17 protein-coding genes are annotated in these 16,526 nt (G+C 46.8%); 12 read left to right on the top strand and 5 right to left on the bottom strand.

The features are described 5' to 3' along the window. Nucleotides 1-24: 24 nt before the first annotated feature. Nucleotides 25-1,205, bottom strand: a protein-coding gene (locus PY091_RS15405; RefSeq protein WP_275650497.1) for an IS3 family transposase whose coding sequence is annotated in 2 segments (ribosomal slippage) — nt 25-947 and nt 947-1,205 — 1,182 coding nt in all. Because the reading frame shifts where the segments join, the coding sequence is not laid out codon by codon here. Between the two features lie 107 nt (nt 1,206-1,312). On the opposite strand from PY091_RS15405, the gene PY091_RS15400 reads away from it, so the two are divergent. Then, complete coding sequence (locus PY091_RS15400; RefSeq protein ID WP_275650496.1) at nt 1,313-1,537, top strand: hypothetical protein; 225 nt, start codon at nt 1,313-1,315, stop codon at nt 1,535-1,537. A gap of 54 nt (nt 1,538-1,591) precedes the next feature. Here PY091_RS15400 and PY091_RS15395 read toward each other — a convergent pair whose 3' ends face one another. Further along, entirely contained in the window at nt 1,592-2,350 is a 759-nt protein-coding gene (locus PY091_RS15395) for an SOS response-associated peptidase (protein ID WP_275650495.1), read from the bottom strand. Between the two features lie 119 nt (nt 2,351-2,469). On the opposite strand from PY091_RS15395, the gene dinB reads away from it, so the two are divergent. Further along, nucleotides 2,470-3,684: a DNA polymerase IV gene (gene dinB / locus PY091_RS15390; RefSeq protein ID WP_275650494.1), complete on the top strand. Its 1,215-nt coding sequence runs from the start codon at nt 2,470-2,472 to the stop codon at nt 3,682-3,684. Continuing rightward, on the top strand, nt 3,684-6,662 hold the full coding sequence (locus tag PY091_RS15385) for a DNA polymerase III subunit alpha (RefSeq protein ID WP_275650493.1): 2,979 nt from the start codon (nt 3,684-3,686) through the stop codon (nt 6,660-6,662). Before dinB ends, PY091_RS15385 begins: the two co-directional genes overlap by 1 nt. A 79-nt stretch (nt 6,663-6,741) precedes the next feature. Here PY091_RS15385 and PY091_RS15380 read toward each other — a convergent pair whose 3' ends face one another. After that, complete coding sequence (locus PY091_RS15380; RefSeq protein WP_275650492.1) at nt 6,742-7,005, bottom strand: hypothetical protein; 264 nt, start codon at nt 7,003-7,005, stop codon at nt 6,742-6,744. A 664-nt stretch (nt 7,006-7,669) separates the two neighbouring features. Between PY091_RS15380 and PY091_RS15375 the strand changes: the two genes are divergently transcribed. The 8 genes from PY091_RS15375 (at nt 7,670) to PY091_RS15340 (ending at nt 14,684) form a co-directional block, all read left to right on the top strand. After that, nucleotides 7,670-8,017, top strand: a complete 348-nt coding sequence (locus PY091_RS15375; protein WP_275650491.1) for a single-stranded DNA-binding protein — start codon at nt 7,670-7,672, stop codon at nt 8,015-8,017. 67 nt (nt 8,018-8,084) lie between these two features. Then, the gene (locus PY091_RS15370; RefSeq protein WP_275650490.1) at nt 8,085-8,534 is read left to right on the top strand and encodes a JAB domain-containing protein; all 450 of its coding nucleotides are present in this window, start codon (nt 8,085-8,087) and stop codon (nt 8,532-8,534) included. A gap of 458 nt (nt 8,535-8,992) precedes the next feature. Next, a complete protein-coding gene (locus tag PY091_RS15365; protein ID WP_275650489.1) occupies nt 8,993-9,172 on the top strand; it encodes a hypothetical protein in 180 nt (59 codons plus the stop codon). Nucleotides 9,173-9,642: 470 nt separating this feature from the next. After that, nucleotides 9,643-10,230 carry a PP2C family serine/threonine-protein phosphatase gene (locus PY091_RS15360; protein WP_275650488.1) on the top strand — a complete coding sequence of 196 codons (588 nt, stop codon included), beginning with the start codon at nt 9,643-9,645 and terminating at the stop codon, nt 10,228-10,230. A gap of 1 nt (nt 10,231) precedes the next feature. After that, complete coding sequence (gene mobB / locus PY091_RS15355) at nt 10,232-11,251, top strand: MobB family relaxase (protein ID WP_275650487.1); 1,020 nt, start codon at nt 10,232-10,234, stop codon at nt 11,249-11,251. Nucleotides 11,252-11,262: 11 nt separating this feature from the next. Beyond that, nucleotides 11,263-12,849: a type IV secretory system conjugative DNA transfer family protein gene (locus tag PY091_RS15350; protein WP_275650486.1), complete on the top strand. Its 1,587-nt coding sequence runs from the start codon at nt 11,263-11,265 to the stop codon at nt 12,847-12,849. Nucleotides 12,850-13,078: 229 nt separating this feature from the next. Further along, complete coding sequence (gene pnuC, locus PY091_RS15345) at nt 13,079-13,672, top strand: nicotinamide riboside transporter PnuC (RefSeq protein ID WP_275650485.1); 594 nt, start codon at nt 13,079-13,081, stop codon at nt 13,670-13,672. Next, nucleotides 13,665-14,684 carry an acyl-CoA dehydrogenase family protein gene (locus PY091_RS15340; protein ID WP_275650484.1) on the top strand — a complete coding sequence of 340 codons (1,020 nt, stop codon included), beginning with the start codon at nt 13,665-13,667 and terminating at the stop codon, nt 14,682-14,684. Before pnuC ends, PY091_RS15340 begins: the two co-directional genes overlap by 8 nt. A 32-nt stretch (nt 14,685-14,716) precedes the next feature. On the opposite strand, the gene PY091_RS15335 is transcribed toward PY091_RS15340, so the two are convergent. Both PY091_RS15335 and PY091_RS15330 read right to left on the bottom strand, forming a co-directional pair. Next, nucleotides 14,717-15,283 carry an AAA family ATPase gene (locus tag PY091_RS15335; protein WP_275650483.1) on the bottom strand — a complete coding sequence of 189 codons (567 nt, stop codon included), beginning with the start codon at nt 15,281-15,283 and terminating at the stop codon, nt 14,717-14,719. A gap of 108 nt (nt 15,284-15,391) precedes the next feature. Then, nucleotides 15,392-15,547 (bottom strand): hypothetical protein, encoded by a 156-nt coding sequence (locus PY091_RS15330; protein WP_275650482.1) that lies wholly within the window; start codon nt 15,545-15,547, stop codon nt 15,392-15,394. 5 nt (nt 15,548-15,552) lie between these two features. Here PY091_RS15330 and PY091_RS15325 point away from each other — a divergent pair, with 5 nt between their 5' ends. Then, nucleotides 15,553-16,389, top strand: a complete 837-nt coding sequence (locus tag PY091_RS15325) for a DUF932 domain-containing protein (RefSeq protein WP_275650481.1) — start codon at nt 15,553-15,555, stop codon at nt 16,387-16,389. The last annotated feature ends 137 nt before the right edge of the window (nt 16,390-16,526 follow it).

The raw sequence follows: 16,526 nt of genomic DNA, 5'->3' as shown, positions 1-16,526 counted from the left end.
AAAAAATGGACAATCAGTTAAGAGTCATGCCGCTGATTTTTGGTTATACATTTCGTTTTCAAATTCCTCTATTGTTTTATAGCCCAATGTCGAGTGTATCCTTCTTCTATTATACCAGGTCTCTATCCACTGGAATATCGATAGTTCCGCTTCTGATCTAAAGCTATAATTTTGATGGTATACCCATTCGACCTTCAAGCTCTTGAAGAAGGATTCCGCTACTCCATTGTCCCAACAATTCCCTTTTCGGCTCATTGATTGTACCACTGGACCATTATGCTCTTTAAGGATATCGGTAAACTCGTAACTGGCATATTGTGAGCCCCTATCGGAATGGAAAATAAGTCTGTCCGTGATATTGTTCGACCTTATCGCCATCTTCCAAGCGGGAATTATGGTGTCGGCAGTCCCCAAGGTCTTGCCCATCGACCATCCAACGACCTTTCGATGGAACAGTTCCATGATCACTGTTATGTACATCCATCCCTCACCGGTCCTTATATAGGTCATGTCGGATACCCATACCTGGTTTTTCCTGTGTACCGTAAAGTCACGGTCCAGTATATTGGGTGCTATTGGATAATCGTGTTTGCTGTCGGTGGTGACCCTGAACTTTCTCTTTCTTTTGGCGAAAAGCCTGTTGGCTCTCATTATCCTGGCCACCCTGGGCCTTGAGGCCCGATATCCCCTTATCAAGAGCTCCTCCCGGATCCTTGGTGCCCTGTAACTCCCGAAGCTATCCTTGAAAATATCATGTATGGCGACCCTAAGGACCTCGTTCTCTGACCACCTTTTGGAAGGCACCCGGTCCAACCAATTGTAATACCCACTTTTGCTTACCTTGAACATTTTGCACATCTTCCCGACAGGAAATCTGGACCTGTGGCGTTTTATGAATCGATACTTTTCCTGTCGCCCTAGGAGAAGGTGGTTATTGCCTTTTTTAGGATATCGCGCTCAATCTCCACGTCTCTCAGTTTTTTCTTGAGCTCGGCTATCTCCCTTTGTTCATCGGTAAGCTTAGGGTTCCCCTTTCCTGGAAAACTGTTCTCCCCGTATTTTTTGGCCTCCCTGCGCCAGCGTCCCGATACCGAGGGGTTCAAGCCCAGTTCCCTACATACCTCTGCGACATTGCCCCTTGCATAGCTCAATTCGACAGCCTTTTGCTTGAACTCTGTTGTGTACTCTCTTTTTGGTTTTGACATGTTTTCAAAGTTAATTCAAACAGTCAACATGCTCTTTTCCCAATGTCCAGTCAAATGTAGTAAGCCCAAAGGTCCTGGGCATACCCTTAAGGGCTGTCCATTCCTCCTTGATCCGTTCGTTGAAGAGCCTGGACAGGGAGTTGGAGGGCCTTCAGTCGAGATTGCTCGCATTGGTCAAGAAAACGCAGCAACGGCAGCTTACGAACATGAAGAGCATACTGGGACTGGGGGACAAGACGGTGGCCCTTTCTGTGGAATCATCCCAAACCCACTATTTGGAAATATGGGATGAAAAATGGTATTCAGCAGTGGGTCATTATAAAGGTCATTAGAGATTAATTTGAACAAACTGAGGGGAGCTGGAAACAGACTCCTCTTTTTTATGGTCAACCATAGGAAATGGACACCTCCTCGTAATCCACTTTATCGATGATGCCCGGATAATTGGAATCCACTTTTCTACTGTATAGGTCCTTGGTAATGGGGTAAGCTTCAAGATTTCCTTCCCAAAGGTCGTCATCGATGATATCTTGAACGTCGGATGCATTGTTGCCCAGGTGCAGCCAGGAATCCAGGTTTTCATCATCAATGATGACGGGTCTTCGCTTTTTGTCATTGTGCACTTGTTCGAACATGGGGGTAGCTTCCTTGGTCAAAACGGCAAATGTCCTTCTTCCGTCGGATGTGTTGGTATAGATGCCCCCTAGATAAATGGGATCCCCATTCTTTCTGTGGAAGTAGAAGGGTACCTTGTAATCCTTGCCCTTGACTTTTACCTTGGTATTGTGTGGTTCGAAGAAACCGTCGACGGGAATGATGCACCGTTGGCTCTCCCAGGTGTATCGATAGATAAAATGATCGAATAGTTTTTCGGATTTGGCATTGAGGCCACCAAAGGTCCTTGGGTTTTTGAAATACTCCTTGTAGTCCTCCTGTTTTTCCCTTGAAGGCATGATGCCCCACATGGCTGGAAGGAGATTGTCGGGTTCCTCTTGGCCCAAGGTCCACATGATCGGGTGGCTCCAACCGTTGGCATGGAAATAAATGAGTTCCAGGTCGGTGTCGAGGTCGCCGTACATGGCCTTGACGGAGAGCAATTTCTCCAGTTCCTTCCGCTCGCGGGTCTGTCTGGTCGAGTAGCACATCTTGAGGTTGCTTTTTTATAGCAATAAGATAATCATAATTGTTAAAATTTTGAAACAGTTTATCGCTTTGCTTACATTTGGATATTTTCCAAATAATAGGAATAAATCCAATACATCTTATGAAACCCACCATTCTCCATCTCGATTTGGACACCTTCTTCGTCTCCTGTGAGCGGCTGCTGGACAGCCGTCTGATGAAGCGGCCCCTACTGGTCGGAGGGTTGGGGGATAGAGGGGTCGTGGCGGCCTGCAGCTATGAGACCCGTCGTTTTGGGGTGCATTCCGGGATGTCCATGAAAGTGGCGCGGCGGCTGTGTCCCGAGGCCACGGTCATCAAGGGCAATGCGGGGACCTATATGAAGTTCTCGGACCATGTAACGGAGATCATCAAGGAAAGTGTCCCGGTCTTTGAAAAGGCCAGTGTGGATGAGTTCTATGCGGACCTCTCAGGGATGGACCGCTTTTTTGGCTGCTATAAGTATGCCTCGGAAATGCGACAACGCATCCTGAAGGAGACAGGATTGCCCATTTCCTTTGGGCTGTCCCAGAACAAGGTGGTCTCCAAAGTGGCCACAGGGGAAGCCAAGCCCAACAACCAAATGAAGATCGACCTTGGATTGGAAAAGGAGTTCCTAGCGCCACTGCATATCCGTAAACTGCCCTCGGTGGGGGAGAAGACCTATGGGCTCCTGTCCAATATGGGGGTGTCCACGATAAAGACCGTACAGGAACTGCCCTTGGAAATGCTCGAAAGTGGCTTTGGAAAGCACGGACGGACCATCTGGATGCGGGCCCAGGGATTGGACAATTCCCCCTTGGTCCCTTTCCACGAACGAAAGTCCATATCCACCGAACGGACTTATGGAAAGGATACCACCGATATGGTCAAATTGGAGACCACTTTGTTCGCCATGGCGGAGAACCTCGCTTATCAATTGCGTCGAGCCAATAAAATGACAGGTTGTGTCAGTGTAAAGATCCGATACAGCGACTTTAAGACGTATACGAAGCAGAAACGGATTCCCTATACTTCCGCGGACCATGTGCTGGTGCCCTTGGTACAAGATCTTTTTGCCTCTTTGTACGATCGGAGGATGTTGATCAGACTTGTTGGGGTCAATTATAGCCATATCGTAGGGGGGCACTATCAGATCGACCTGTTCGCCGATGATGAAAAACTGCTCAATCTCTATCAGGCCATGGACCGAATGCGGAACCGTTTTGGGGAGTCCAGTCTGATGCGGGCTTCCGCCCTGGGTGCCCGAACCGTTGGTAGGGGCGGGAACCCCTTTGATGGACAACCGCCCATCTTATTGGCCCATAGACAGCAATAATGTACTTGAACTGTCATACATATTATTCCCTGAACTATGGGGTGCTCTCCGAAACGGAACTTTTGGACCTCGCCAGTTCCCATGGTGTGAAGGTCCTGGCCCTGACGGATATCAATAACAGTTCGGCAGGGATGAACTTTGTGCGCTTGGCCCATGAGCAGGGCATACGCCCCATTCTGGGGGTTGATTTTCGGAATGGGAATGTGCAGGAGTTCGTGGGTCTGGCCCAAAACAATGAGGGGTTTCGGGAGCTAAACACCTTTCTTTCCGAACATCTGCACAAAGGGATATCCATTCCTGCCGTGGCCCCGGTTTTTGAACATGTCCATGTCATCTACCCCTTCGAGAAGATCCAGGAAGAGGAACGGATGGATTTCAGGGCTTATGAATACATAGGGGTATCTGTGGAAGAGCTCCGGAAATTACGATTCTCGCTATATCGGGAATACAAGGACAGATTGGTACTACTACAGCCTGTGAGCTTTCGGAATAAAAAAGATTTCAATACGCATCGCTTACTTCGGGCCATAGGATTGAATACCCTACTGAGCAAATTGCCCCAGTCCGAGGAAGCCAAGCCTACAGATACGCTACGATCTATAGAGGAGCTGAAAAAGGACTTGGCTGATGTCCCGCATATCTGGGAGAACACACAACGATTGATGGACTCCTGTTCCATTGGCTTTGGGTTTGGAAGTGATAGGGTTTCCCAAAACCAATCCCGTTTTTTGGAATCCAAACAAGCCGATGTGGAGCGATTGCGGGAACTCGCTTTGGAGGGTCTGCCCCGACGCTATGCCCGGCCTACGGATAAGGTCAAGGAACGTATGTTACGGGAACTACGTACCATTCAAGAACTGGATTTTGTGTCCTATTTTTTGATCAACCATGATATTGTTTCCTATGCCAGGTCCAAGGGCTACCCCTATGTGGGCAGGGGAAGTGGGGCCAACAGTCTAGTGGCCTACCTGATCGGGATCACCGATGTGGATCCCGTCGAACTGGATCTATATTTCGAACGGTTCATCAATCCCTTTCGGGCCTCGCCCCCGGATTTTGACATTGACTTTTCCACTTGGGACCGGGACGATGTCACGGCCTATATTTTTGAGCGTTTCGAGCATGTGGCCCTCTTGGGCACTTACAACACCTTTAAGTACCGGGCCGCTGTTCGGGAACTGGGCAAGGTGTTCGGCCTGCCCACGGAGGAAATCGATAAGCTCAGTGCGGGTCGGTATGAGCAGGGAGCCTTGGACGAACTGGGCCGATTGGTATTGAAATATGCGACCTATATCCATGGGATGCCCAATTACATCAGTGTGCATTCCTCGGGAATTCTGATCCTGGACCGTTCCGAGCATTACTATTCGGCCACGACTTTGCCGCCCAAAGGGTTTCCGACGGTACAATTCGATATGATCATTGCCGAGGATGTGGGGCTGTTCAAGTTCGATATCCTTGGGCAACGGGGATTGGCCAAGATCAAAGAGGCTGTAGAAGTCATCAAGGGCAATCAACCTGATGCTATGCTTTGGGACATCAAAAGCGTGGAGGCAATGAAAAATGATATCAACATCAACCAACTCTTGAGCCAAGGACGGGCGATCGGGGCTTATTATGTGGAATCCCCTGCCATGCGGGGATTGATGAAAAAGCTACGGACCCATGACTACCTGGGACTGGTGGCGGCCAGTTCCGTAATCCGTCCAGGGGTATCTTCTTCTGGAATGAAAGATGAATATATCCGAAGGGAACGGGAACCGGAACGAAGGAAAGCCGCTAATCCCGCCCTGTTGGAGATAATGCCGGAGACCCATGGGATTATGGTCTACCAAGAGGATGTGCTCAAGGTGGCGCATCTCTTTGCGGGACTTGACCTAGGGGAGGCCGATGTCCTAAGGCGGGGCATGAGCGGAAAATTCCGTTCCCGAGAGGAATTCCAAGCGGTCAAATTAAAGTTTTTTGAAAACTGCAAGCAAAGGGGCCATGATGCAGCCCTGGTCCAAATGGTCTGGGAACAGATCGAGAGTTTTGCGGGCTATGCCTTTGCCAAGGGGCATTCCGCTTCCTATGCTGTCGAAAGCTATCAGAGCCTATACCTGAAATGCTACTTCCCTTTGGAGTTCATGGTGGCCGTGCTCAACAATGGGGGCGGGTTCTACGATACGGAACTCTATGTACACGAGACCAAGATGTGGGGTGGGGTCATCCATCCGCCCTGCATCAACCGCAGTGACCATGTCAATGTCATCTATGGCAAGCACATCTATTTGGGACTGGGACAGCTTCGGAGTTTGGAACGTCTGGTCATCCAACGTATTTTGAACGAAAGGCAACTCCATGGCAAATTCAGGGATTTTGATGATTTTATCGATAGGGTTCCCATTGCTATCGAACAGTTGACGATTCTAGTACGTATTGATGCTTTTAGGTGCTTTGGAATACCCAAAAAGGAAGTGCTCTGGCAGGCCGTGTTCAAGACCAAGGGCCATCGGAAGGATACCGTTCAGAAACTGCTCTTTAAACCCAACCACAGACATTTTACATTGCCGCATTTGCCATCGCATCCTATTGAGGATGCCTATGATCAGATGGAACTCTTGGGATTTCCACTCTGTGGGTACTATAAACTCATGGACGGTAAAGTGAAAAGTCAGGTGACGGCTGCTGATTTTGAGTCCCATGTCAAACAAAAAATCTGGATCTATGGCTCCCTAGTGCATACTCGTTTGAACACCACGTCCAAAGGGGATACGATGCGCTTTACTACCATGCTGGATCTGGACGGACACTTTTATGATTGTGTGCACTTTCCCCAGGCGATGGCATCCACCCCTGTTCACGGTAAGGGCATCTATCTGTGCCATGGAACGGTAATAGAGGAATTCGGGCACTACAGTCTGGATGTGGTCAGGACTATCAAACAACCCTTGAAACCCGATCCGAGGCAAATTGAACGAGCTGTCTTAAAAAGATAGGGCATTCAAGGTAAGAAAACTGAGTAAAGAAAATCCTATTAGCAAGTACATCGAAAAACGGCTCCTAAATTTATGGGGGTTAAACCACTCTTTCTATGGACTTGATGTCCTTGATTCTAATTGGAAAATCCCATCGGTCCTTTCCTTTTTCTTTCAAGGTGATTACGATTTCGTGTAGTTCTTGGATTTCTGTGGAATAGTTTTCAAAATGGTCAAAATTGTTCTTTGAGGATTGGATGATCCCCGTATGCAAAAAAACATCACTTGTTTCCAAGGTGACCAATTCATCGGTAAAGATTTTGATGTATTCCACGCTCATGGTTACCAAAGATAATGGATTCATGGATTGCTAGGTATGTTGACCATTCCCATTTCAAATGAAATCAATCAGGGAGATCTGTTTCAAACAGATTAAATAAACAAGTCTTAAGGTAGTACAAGTTTTTTTGGCCAATAAGGAAGTCGTCCAAACGGATTTTTGGTGTACCCTTCCTTTGCAAACCCTTCTTGGGGCTTTGCTGTGGAAAGCTACAATCCGTTCGTCCGCCCATCAAATTTTAAGGGGTCCATAATAAAAGAAGCCCTTTGTTGTTTTTCGGTGCATCGAAAAACAGGGCAGTGCCCAAGGACTTCCCATCAGGACACCATCGACTGCACTCGCTTAACTTCCCGTACGCTCAATTGTCAATGGGTCAGATGGAATTCCTAAGGGCCCTCATTGAACCTGTCAAGGCCAAGGCAGGTTTTGCTCATAAATAGGGCATCCATTTCCTTGAAAACCAATCCGGCCTTAACCAAGGCCGAAGGTTTTGCTACGTCACGGAGCCTCCCGATTTCATCCCAAAAGCCTTGACAGAACCCCCTTCTTTTATTGTGCTGCGCACGTAAGAAGCAAACAAACGCCCCTTAAAATTTGGGAAACAAAGACCAAAGAAAATGGGGGGATTTTATTAACCCGTCTGCCGATTTATCCAGTTTAGGGAGGTAGGCACTTAAAGCTTTTTATCATGAGTACATTGAGAAACAAAGTACAACTTATCGGAAATGTGGGACAAGATCCCGTAATCACTGATCTAGACAGTGGCAAACGTGTGGCACGCCTGACCTTGGCCACCAACGAGCATTACAAGGACAAACAAGGGGAGCGTATCACCAATACTGAATGGCATACCCTGATCGGATGGGGTAAGCTGGCCGACATCATCGAGGGTTTTGTGAGCAAGGGCAAGGAGATTGCCATCGAGGGGAAATTGACCTCCCGTTCCTATGAGGACAAGGAGGGGAACAAACGCTATGTGACCGAAGTGGTGCTGAGCGAGATCTTGCTGTTGGGCGGAAACACCAACGAGGAGTAAATGGATCGGGATGCTCGGGTACCTTGCTCGGGCATTCCATTCCTTTTTCAACTTTAATCCGACCACTATGGAACATAAAGTCAACGAAATACAGATCAGTTACCGGGAAAAACTCAGCACCCTGCAATCCCTATCCATCACGAATTCCAAGGAGGTGGGAGCCTTGCTCTTTAAAAATTGGGATGCCGATACCATTGGACTGCACGAAACCTTCAAAGTCCTTTTGCTCAATCGCTCCAATAAGGTCAAAGGGATTTACCCCCTGTCCCATGGAGGTATAACGGGTACCTTGGTAGACCTGCGCATCCTCTTTGCCATTGTCCTCAAGACCCTTTCCGTCGGTATTATTCTTGCACACAACCATCCTTCTGGACAACTAAAGGCGAGTTATCAGGACAAACAATTGACCCAAAAGATTCAAAAGGCGGCACAGCTTTTTGATGTCAAGGTGTTGGATCATATCATCCTTGCACCCGATGGACGGTATTACAGTTTTGCCGATAACGGAATCCTTTGAAACTTGGAACAATGAGTACGGAAATGACAACATTTGAATCAGAAATGGAAGGAGAGTTGCCCTATGATCCAAGGGACTACCCCGATGGGTTCCACCCTGAGCTCTATGATTTGTAAAACAAACATGCCCGGATCATTTCTGATATTAAGTAGTATGAACCCCATGGAAACCACCAAAGACCCTTGCTTTTACAAGGATCTTTTTTTGCCCATGTTCGCCCTTAGGAGGGATCGAACCTCCAAAGGGCAATAGGGGTTTCGCCGATCTATCAACTCCGTCCCTGCCCTAGGGAAACCTATCCCTTATTTGACCGCAAGTTCGCCCTTCAAAAATATTCCCATCAAAAGACTACGGCATAAACCGTTCGTGCCTCACTCCTTATTCCGTTTCCTTTTGAGCTGAAATTTTTTGGAAGTGCGGGGATGCCCTCAAATAATTGATAATTTAAATCATATCCTATGAAAGCAATTGTAAAAAAGTCGTTGGAGATCCCAGCGAAAAAACACCCAAAACAAAGTGTCGTCAAAAAGGCAGCGGATGCCACAGTGGACAAAACGTACTCCCTTGTAATCAACCTCTGGATATTTCGGTATGAATATTACAGGGAACAAACCAACACTGTCCCATCGGAGGACTGACTGGAACAAGGCCCTTGAAAAAGGGTCTTTTTTTTGGCGTTCCCGTGGAACGCCTGACGTTTCGGAAAACCAAAAATACCCGTTTCATATATTCCGTGGGTAAATGATGCCATTTGCCCACGGAACGCATTTTTGTACCTGGGGGAATGTGGGTATATTTAAGATGCTGCACCGCAGCACAATTTGCACGGCACCCCATCCTGATTTGACTTTCCCAAAGTCCGTGCTCCATAGGGTGAAATATGATAAGGGTCGACGGTCTTTTCCAAATGGCTTGTGCGATGCTTTTTTGGGCCTGCGCACAAAAAGGAGGAGCAAGAGGATAGCGTGCTGGCGCAACGCTACCGATCATGTGGGCTCCGTAAGCCCCTGTTTATGGGGTTTTGGGAATTCTATAAAAATAAGGGTATTCGGTTTTTGTTGAAAAAATGGTCCTGGCCCAGTAAAACCAAGGAATTTTTGTTGAAAAAATGGATAGAGGATACGAAAAAGAGACGTTTGCGGGACTGAGGATCAAAATCTCGGTTGCCATGAAATTTAGAAGTTTCTCCAAACGACAAGGCAAGTCGCATTCCATGACCTTGTTGGCCATGGTGGAGTTCTTTGACCATAATGGCATATCCCCGGATGAAAGGATGAACGAGACTATCGCAAGCCTCAAATATTTGATTAAAAGAAGGTTCAATGCCATGGTCGCTATTATGCGCAGTATCGAAAAGGAACAGACCCTGCCCACGGTCAGTATGATCCAAGCACTTTTTCAGCAGGAACTGGAGCCCGAGGAAGAAGACGGATGGGAGGGAGACTTTGATTTTTTTGAACAGCAGCTTACCGAAAAGAAAACACCTTCCAAACCCGAGCTCTTGGATACGGAAATCAGCGTACCCAAGATTATGCACGAACACCTTAAGGAAGAGTTGGAGGAATTGAAACGGGACTTTGGGTATGTCCTTGATCATGTGTATCTGGTCAAAAACCGATTGGGGAAGGAATACCTCAAATTGGACCTCGATCCGGAGGTCATTGAGCGCTACCAACAAAAAATCAAAAACCTATAACATGTACATAGCCATCACACGTCAACAATTGGGCAGTAATTTTCGGGCTAGCTCCCGGGATTTTGTCAAATATCTGGAAAAGGAGAACGAAGGGAAATCCATAGAAGAACAAGAACTTTTTTTTAACCATACGGAGAACAATATAATGCCCGATAGGGTCATCGCCGAGATTGATGCCAATACGGCCAAGCTATCCAAACGCGATCCCAAATTTTATTCCATCATGGTCAGCCCCTCCCAAGCCGAGTTGAAGCATATCGGGGACAGTCCCGAAAAACTGAAAGAGTACACCCGGGAACTCATGAAGGCCTACGCGGCTTCCTTTTATCGGAACCAGGAAGTTTCGGTCAAGGATGTGCTGTATTTTGCGAAACTGGAACGGGAGCGCACCTATTCCGAGAAGGATAAAGCAGTTAAGGAGAATCAAGCTTATGCCAGCAAGATATTGGAGTTGCAACATCAGGTCAGGGCCATAAAGGAAGGGAGAGAGCAAGGGGATATGGGTAAACTCCAGGAAAGGATCCAGACTTTGGAGCGAGAGGCTCCACATCAACAGAACGGCAAACGTATCGTTCCGGGAATGACTAAGGAAGGTCATCAAAGCCATATCCATATCATTGTCAGCCGAAAGGATGTGACCAATTCCCATAGCCTCTCCCCGGGCTCCAAGTTCCGCACTTCCGAAACCATGCTCAATGGAGAGAAAGTCAAACAGGGTTTTGATAGGGACACCTTTTATAGGGCTGCAGAAAAGCGTTTTGATAGGCAGTTTGGCTATCGCAGGAATTTTGTGGAGACCTACCATGCCCGGAACCTATTGGATAAAGACCCCAAACGCTTCTTTGCGGCGCTTTTGGGATTACCCACCAATGAAAAGCAAGCTGCCAAACAATTGTTGTTCAAGGCAGGGGTCAAGGTGCCAAGCATACCGACCAATAAGGCAAAGTTGGCCTATAAGGCCATGATGAAGCTTAAGAAAGGAATCGGAAAGGCCATGGAATCTGGATCTATTGGAATTTAAATAGTAATGCTATGGAAAATTTAGGTTGGATTGGAATGGTAGTATGTTTTGCAATCGGGGGAGGGCTCTCGGCTGTGGCTAATCGGTATCTAAAGTATGGCTTTGTTTATTACCTTTTTATTCTTGTAGTACTGGTATTGACCATAGCTTGGGTTCGACCTTTGAATGATGTCTTAAAAGAGTCTTTGATCCTTTGGCTTCCCATGTTCTTTGTGCATACCGTGATTTTTGGCCTGATGGATTATCATATGGACAAGCCCAAAAAATCCAAAGTCTTTGAGGTAAAATTGAAGGTTCGGGGCAGGTCATTGGTCCTCGGGAATATCCGAAGGGGAGTTTCCGTGATGGCCTCGGCAGGTAGCGGAAAGACCGAAAGTGTCATCTTTGGATTATTGCAGCATTTTAGAAAGGAACGGTTCTCTGGGATCATCCACGATTACAAGGATTTTGAGATTACGGAAATGGCCTATCCACTCTGGAAGGATAAAAAGGTACCTTTTCGCATCGTGTCCTTTGGCCCCATATACCATCGGGTCAATCCCATTGCCCCCAAATATCTCCCCGATGAGGAGAGCGTGCACGAAGTATCTCGGGTACTTTTGGAGAACCTGATGGAACACCGAGACTCGGATGAGAACAGTACCTCCCGTTTTTTTAAGGATGCCGCAGAAGGCTTGGTCAGTGGACTGATTTGGCGATTGAAAACCGATTATCCCCAATATTGTACATTGCCCCATTTGATGGCCCTGTACCAACAATTGGCCACCAAAAGCCTGATCAAGTTCCTGCGGGCTAATGTGACCTCCCGGGCGATGGCCGATGCCTTTATCAGTGGGATGGGGTCGGATCGGCAGACGGCAGGGGTGCTCAGCACTCTGGCCAACGCCATTAAAAAAATCAGTACCCGGAAAATATTTATGGTCCTGTCCAAAGATGAGATACCCTTGGCTATCAATACGAAGAGACACCCATCCATTATTTGCTTGGTGAACAACCCTCAAAAGGACAGTTCATTGTCACCGGTGATTGCCACCATCATCCATACCATCTCCAAACAAATGAGCCAACGCAAGCGAAAGCCTTCCTTTATGTTGTTGGAAGAGGCTTCTACCTTACGGCTATTGAATATGCACCGGATACCGGCCACTTTACGGAGCTATGATATTGTTAGCGTATATGTGCTGCAGGACAAGATCCAGAACGATATGATGTACGGGGAAAAGGCGAGCAAGGCCATACTTTCGAATTTGTCCTATCAGTTTTTTGGAAAGGTGAACGACCCCGATACTGCTAGATATTATGAGCGCTTTTTTGAATTGGTAAAGATTCCGACCCGGAGCGTGAGCAAGAGTTCAGGTTTGAATTTGGAACGGCGGATCACGGAAGGGGAGAAGGAAGTGTCCAAACGTAGAGCCGAAGTGTTCTTTCGGTTGAAACAGGGAGAGTTTGTTGTCTTTGCGGATGGAAAGGATCGAAAGGTACGTTTTCCAAAGCCTAATATACCCAAGGGGTTACCGGAGCCTTTGGAGGTTACGGATGAGGAATTGGAACAGCATTATTTGAAGGTACATCAGGAGGTGAGCTCGATTTTCCAGTGAGCTGATTCTTTTAAATTTATCACGATCAATGGAATTGAAGAAGAAACAATTCCCTACCTTTGAGCATCAAATGGGGTGCCCCAAGTGGGCTGAGATCATACCCGGAAGTAGACTACTTCGCACCTGATCCAGGTAATGCTGGCGTAGGGAATAAGGCAAAGCCGATATAGGCATATCTTACTTTTGGGTAACCCTCGTGTATCATGTAAAAACAAAGGAGACCCAATCCATGGAATTATTTTCTCAAATTGTCGTATTACAGTGGCTCGGAACAGCCTTTGGTGTTGTCCAGGTACTTTTGGCCCGCCAGAACAATGTCCATAATTACCTCTTTGGTATCGTGGCCATTTTGATCAGTATCTATGTGCTGTACCAATCCCAATTGTATGCTGATATCCTATTGAACCTCTATTATCTTGTTATGAGCATATATGGTTGGTTCTATTGGAAGATGGGAAAACAAAAACAAGAGGCACCCATTGCCTATGCCAATAGAAAAGAACATGGGATTACCGTGGGCATTGTTGTGGGATGTTTTACGCTAATGGCCTATTGGTTAGGGCAACATACGGATTCCGATGTCCCTTATTGGGATGCCTTTGTTGTGGCCTTTGCCTGGGCCGGAATGTGGTTGATGGCCAAGCGAAAGATCGAGAACTGGATTTATTTGAATATCAGTAATCTTATTTCGGTGCCTCTATTGATTTATAAGGAACTTTACATCTATGCGGGATTGACCGCATTCTTGTTTGCCGTGGCCATTTCGGGTTATATCAAATGGAAAAAAATTATCGATAAGGAAAGGGGGGAAGCATATGCATGAGATCAGTGAACTTTGTTTTGGAAAAGAGGTGCTGCCCAAGGAGGTGTTGCAATGGATCGCCAAAGAAAATCTTTGGAACCTATGGGTGCCCAAATCCCATGGGGGTTTGGAAGCATCCTTGATCGAGGGCTTGGAAACCTTGCGATCCTTGGCCAAATTGGATGGTAGCTTAGGTTGGACGGTGACCCTGTGCAGCGGCGCCAATTTCTTTGTCGGAAACCTAGGGGAAGACGTGGCGAATGAACTGTTCAACGAATATGAGAGGCCTGTTTTTGGTGGAAGTGGAGGGGTGTTTGGGACCGCGGATACAGTAGGTGATGGTTACGTCATAAACGGTACGTGGAAGTATGCCACGGGAGCTCCTTACCTGACCCATTTTACATTGAATGCCAAGATTCGTCAAGATGGTGCTGATGTACTGATGGATGATGGAACCCCCATGGTACGATCATTTCTGTTGAGAAGGGAACAGGTAGAGATGATTCAGGATTGGAATACCATGGGACTACGGGCTACGGCTACCAATTCTTTTGAAGTCAATTCCCAATGGGTGGACGGGAAGTATAGTTTTGTTTATAATCAGTTTTATCAGCCCCAGCCTATATTTAAGGTTCCGTTTGGTGTGTTTGCTGATTTGACCCTATGGATCAATTATATCGGTATGGCAGAGCGTTTTTTGGAAGAAGCCAAACTTATCGTCGCCGATAAGGATATTTTGATTGACCTACAAAAAATGATGTGGGATGGTACTAACGAATGCATGGGGGATGCGAAGTGTATACATTCCATGGTCATGGAAGCACAATACATTCCAGAGCCATATATCAAAAAAATACATCAAAAAGCATTGCACTCCGTTCGGTCTTTGACCAATGAGATCATACAGGTGTTCCCTATATTGGGCATTCGGGCCAGTACCTTGGATCATTCATTGAATCAGGCCTTTCGAGATTATTTTACAGCAACCCAGCATCATATTTTCAGCCCATTGGGTAGAAGAAATCAATCGTAATCGTTTTTTTATCTAAGTGCGAACGTAAAATTTCAATGGTCCTTTAGATAACCCAAAATGAAATCGGCACGTTCCTGGACGGAAACCTTGGGGACTTCCACAAGGTCGTATTGGTACGTTCGATAGGTCTGTATCATTTTGTTATAGGTAAAGACCGCCTCGTTCCAGTCTTGTTTCCGCCGGGCATCGGTTTGGTAGATATCCTGCCAAGGTGGTAAAATAAATACATTGTTGTTGTATCTAGTGGTCTCAGCAATTGTTTTCATTTCTTGGTCAATGGGAATTCCCTCAAGGGATGCATAACAAAGGGCGTCCATAATGCCGCGGTCAAAGAATACGGGGCCGGTGCCCTTGAAATCATTGAGAGCTTTATTGAAACTTTCTACAGAACGTCGGAACATGATGTCCATGTACTGCTTTTTGTTTTTCCAGGGGAAAGCGTCACCACCAATTGCCTGCTGTTCTTTGATGAGTTCGTGGGAGATTTCGGGAATTACTGCCATATCCCTGTGCCAGAGTTCCTTTATGAGAGTGGTCTTGCCCATACAGGGGCCACCTGTAATGACAAAAAACGGATTATGGACATTCGTATGTTTCAATGTTAAAGAAAATGGTTTGGTTTTGTCCGGACTTTTAAAAGTCGGCAATAATACAAACTTTTGGGGAATCGAGTAATCGCAATTGGATATTCAGGAATAAGGATTCCATCAATAGGTGTCGCAAAGTAAACGTCGCAGCCTGTCTTCGGACAAGGGACGGCATAAAGCCGTTCCTGTCGTCCCTTTATATTCCGTTTCCTTGCCACTCCACAGCCTGTCTTCCGCTTGGTGCGTCCGGCACATATTGTTTAACCTTAAATCCATAAATTATGTATTTGAACAGATTGCAACAGGACGAGGTCTTTGTACCAACACAAGTCAGACCTTTGGAAGAATTGACTGGAATGCCCACCAGGAAAGGTATGGAACGGGCCATTGTGAGTAATGGCAAGATCGTGAACGTGGTTTCCAAACGCTATGGGCATATCCCAAATGAATTGTTTTTTGGGAAGGCCGAGGCACGGGTCATCAAAACCGGTCTGGCGTACCAACGTCAGACCATCAATCGTTTGGACCGGAGCTTCAGCATGGACTTCATCCTGACTGATAACACCCAATTCTCCGTAGGGCAGCGTGCGGATGCCATCCTGCCCATGCTCCGCTTTACCAACTCCTACGATGGGAGCGAACGGACTTCGGGCCATTTTGGGTTCTACCGCAAGGTGTGCTCCAATGGCCTGCACGTGGCACAGATGGAGATCGGATTTTCCATCAAGCATCATAAGAACAGTGTGAACCTGATCATGCCCGAATTGGAAGGACTTTTTCAAAAGTTCATGGACAATGAGTTCTATACTATTTCCGATAATTTTCACCAAATGATGACCGTGGAACTATTGGATACCAAGGCCTTTGTGAAAGAGGTGCTCTACCAGACCAAACTCTTCCGTTACGAATGCAGTGATACCAATGATGACCCCTCTAAAAGAGCCCGTGAGGTCATTGACATCCTTGATCATGAGGCCGTTCAGCTAGGTGTCACGCCGAACCTGTGGTTGGGTTACAATGCCTTTAATGCGGTACTGCATGGAAGTCTCAAAAAAAGCTTTTCACGTCAGGAAAAATTGGACAAGGAGCTATTCCAGACCATTTGTGAAATGGCCTAATGCCAGCTAAGGCCCCTCCGGTGCCTATGACAAACCGGAGTTTTTAAGGGATGTTGGCTCAAGTTGTGCTGTTGAGGAGGTAGGGGGGGATGACATTTTTTTATGGGCTATGTCGTTTATGGTTGAATAAGCGGGTT

The organism is Flagellimonas okinawensis, assembly GCF_029194005.1.
GTDB classification, from domain to species: domain Bacteria; phylum Bacteroidota; class Bacteroidia; order Flavobacteriales; family Flavobacteriaceae; genus Flagellimonas; species Flagellimonas okinawensis.
Note: the sequence above shows the minus strand (reverse complement) of the source record. Positions and strands in the feature narration are given on the sequence as shown.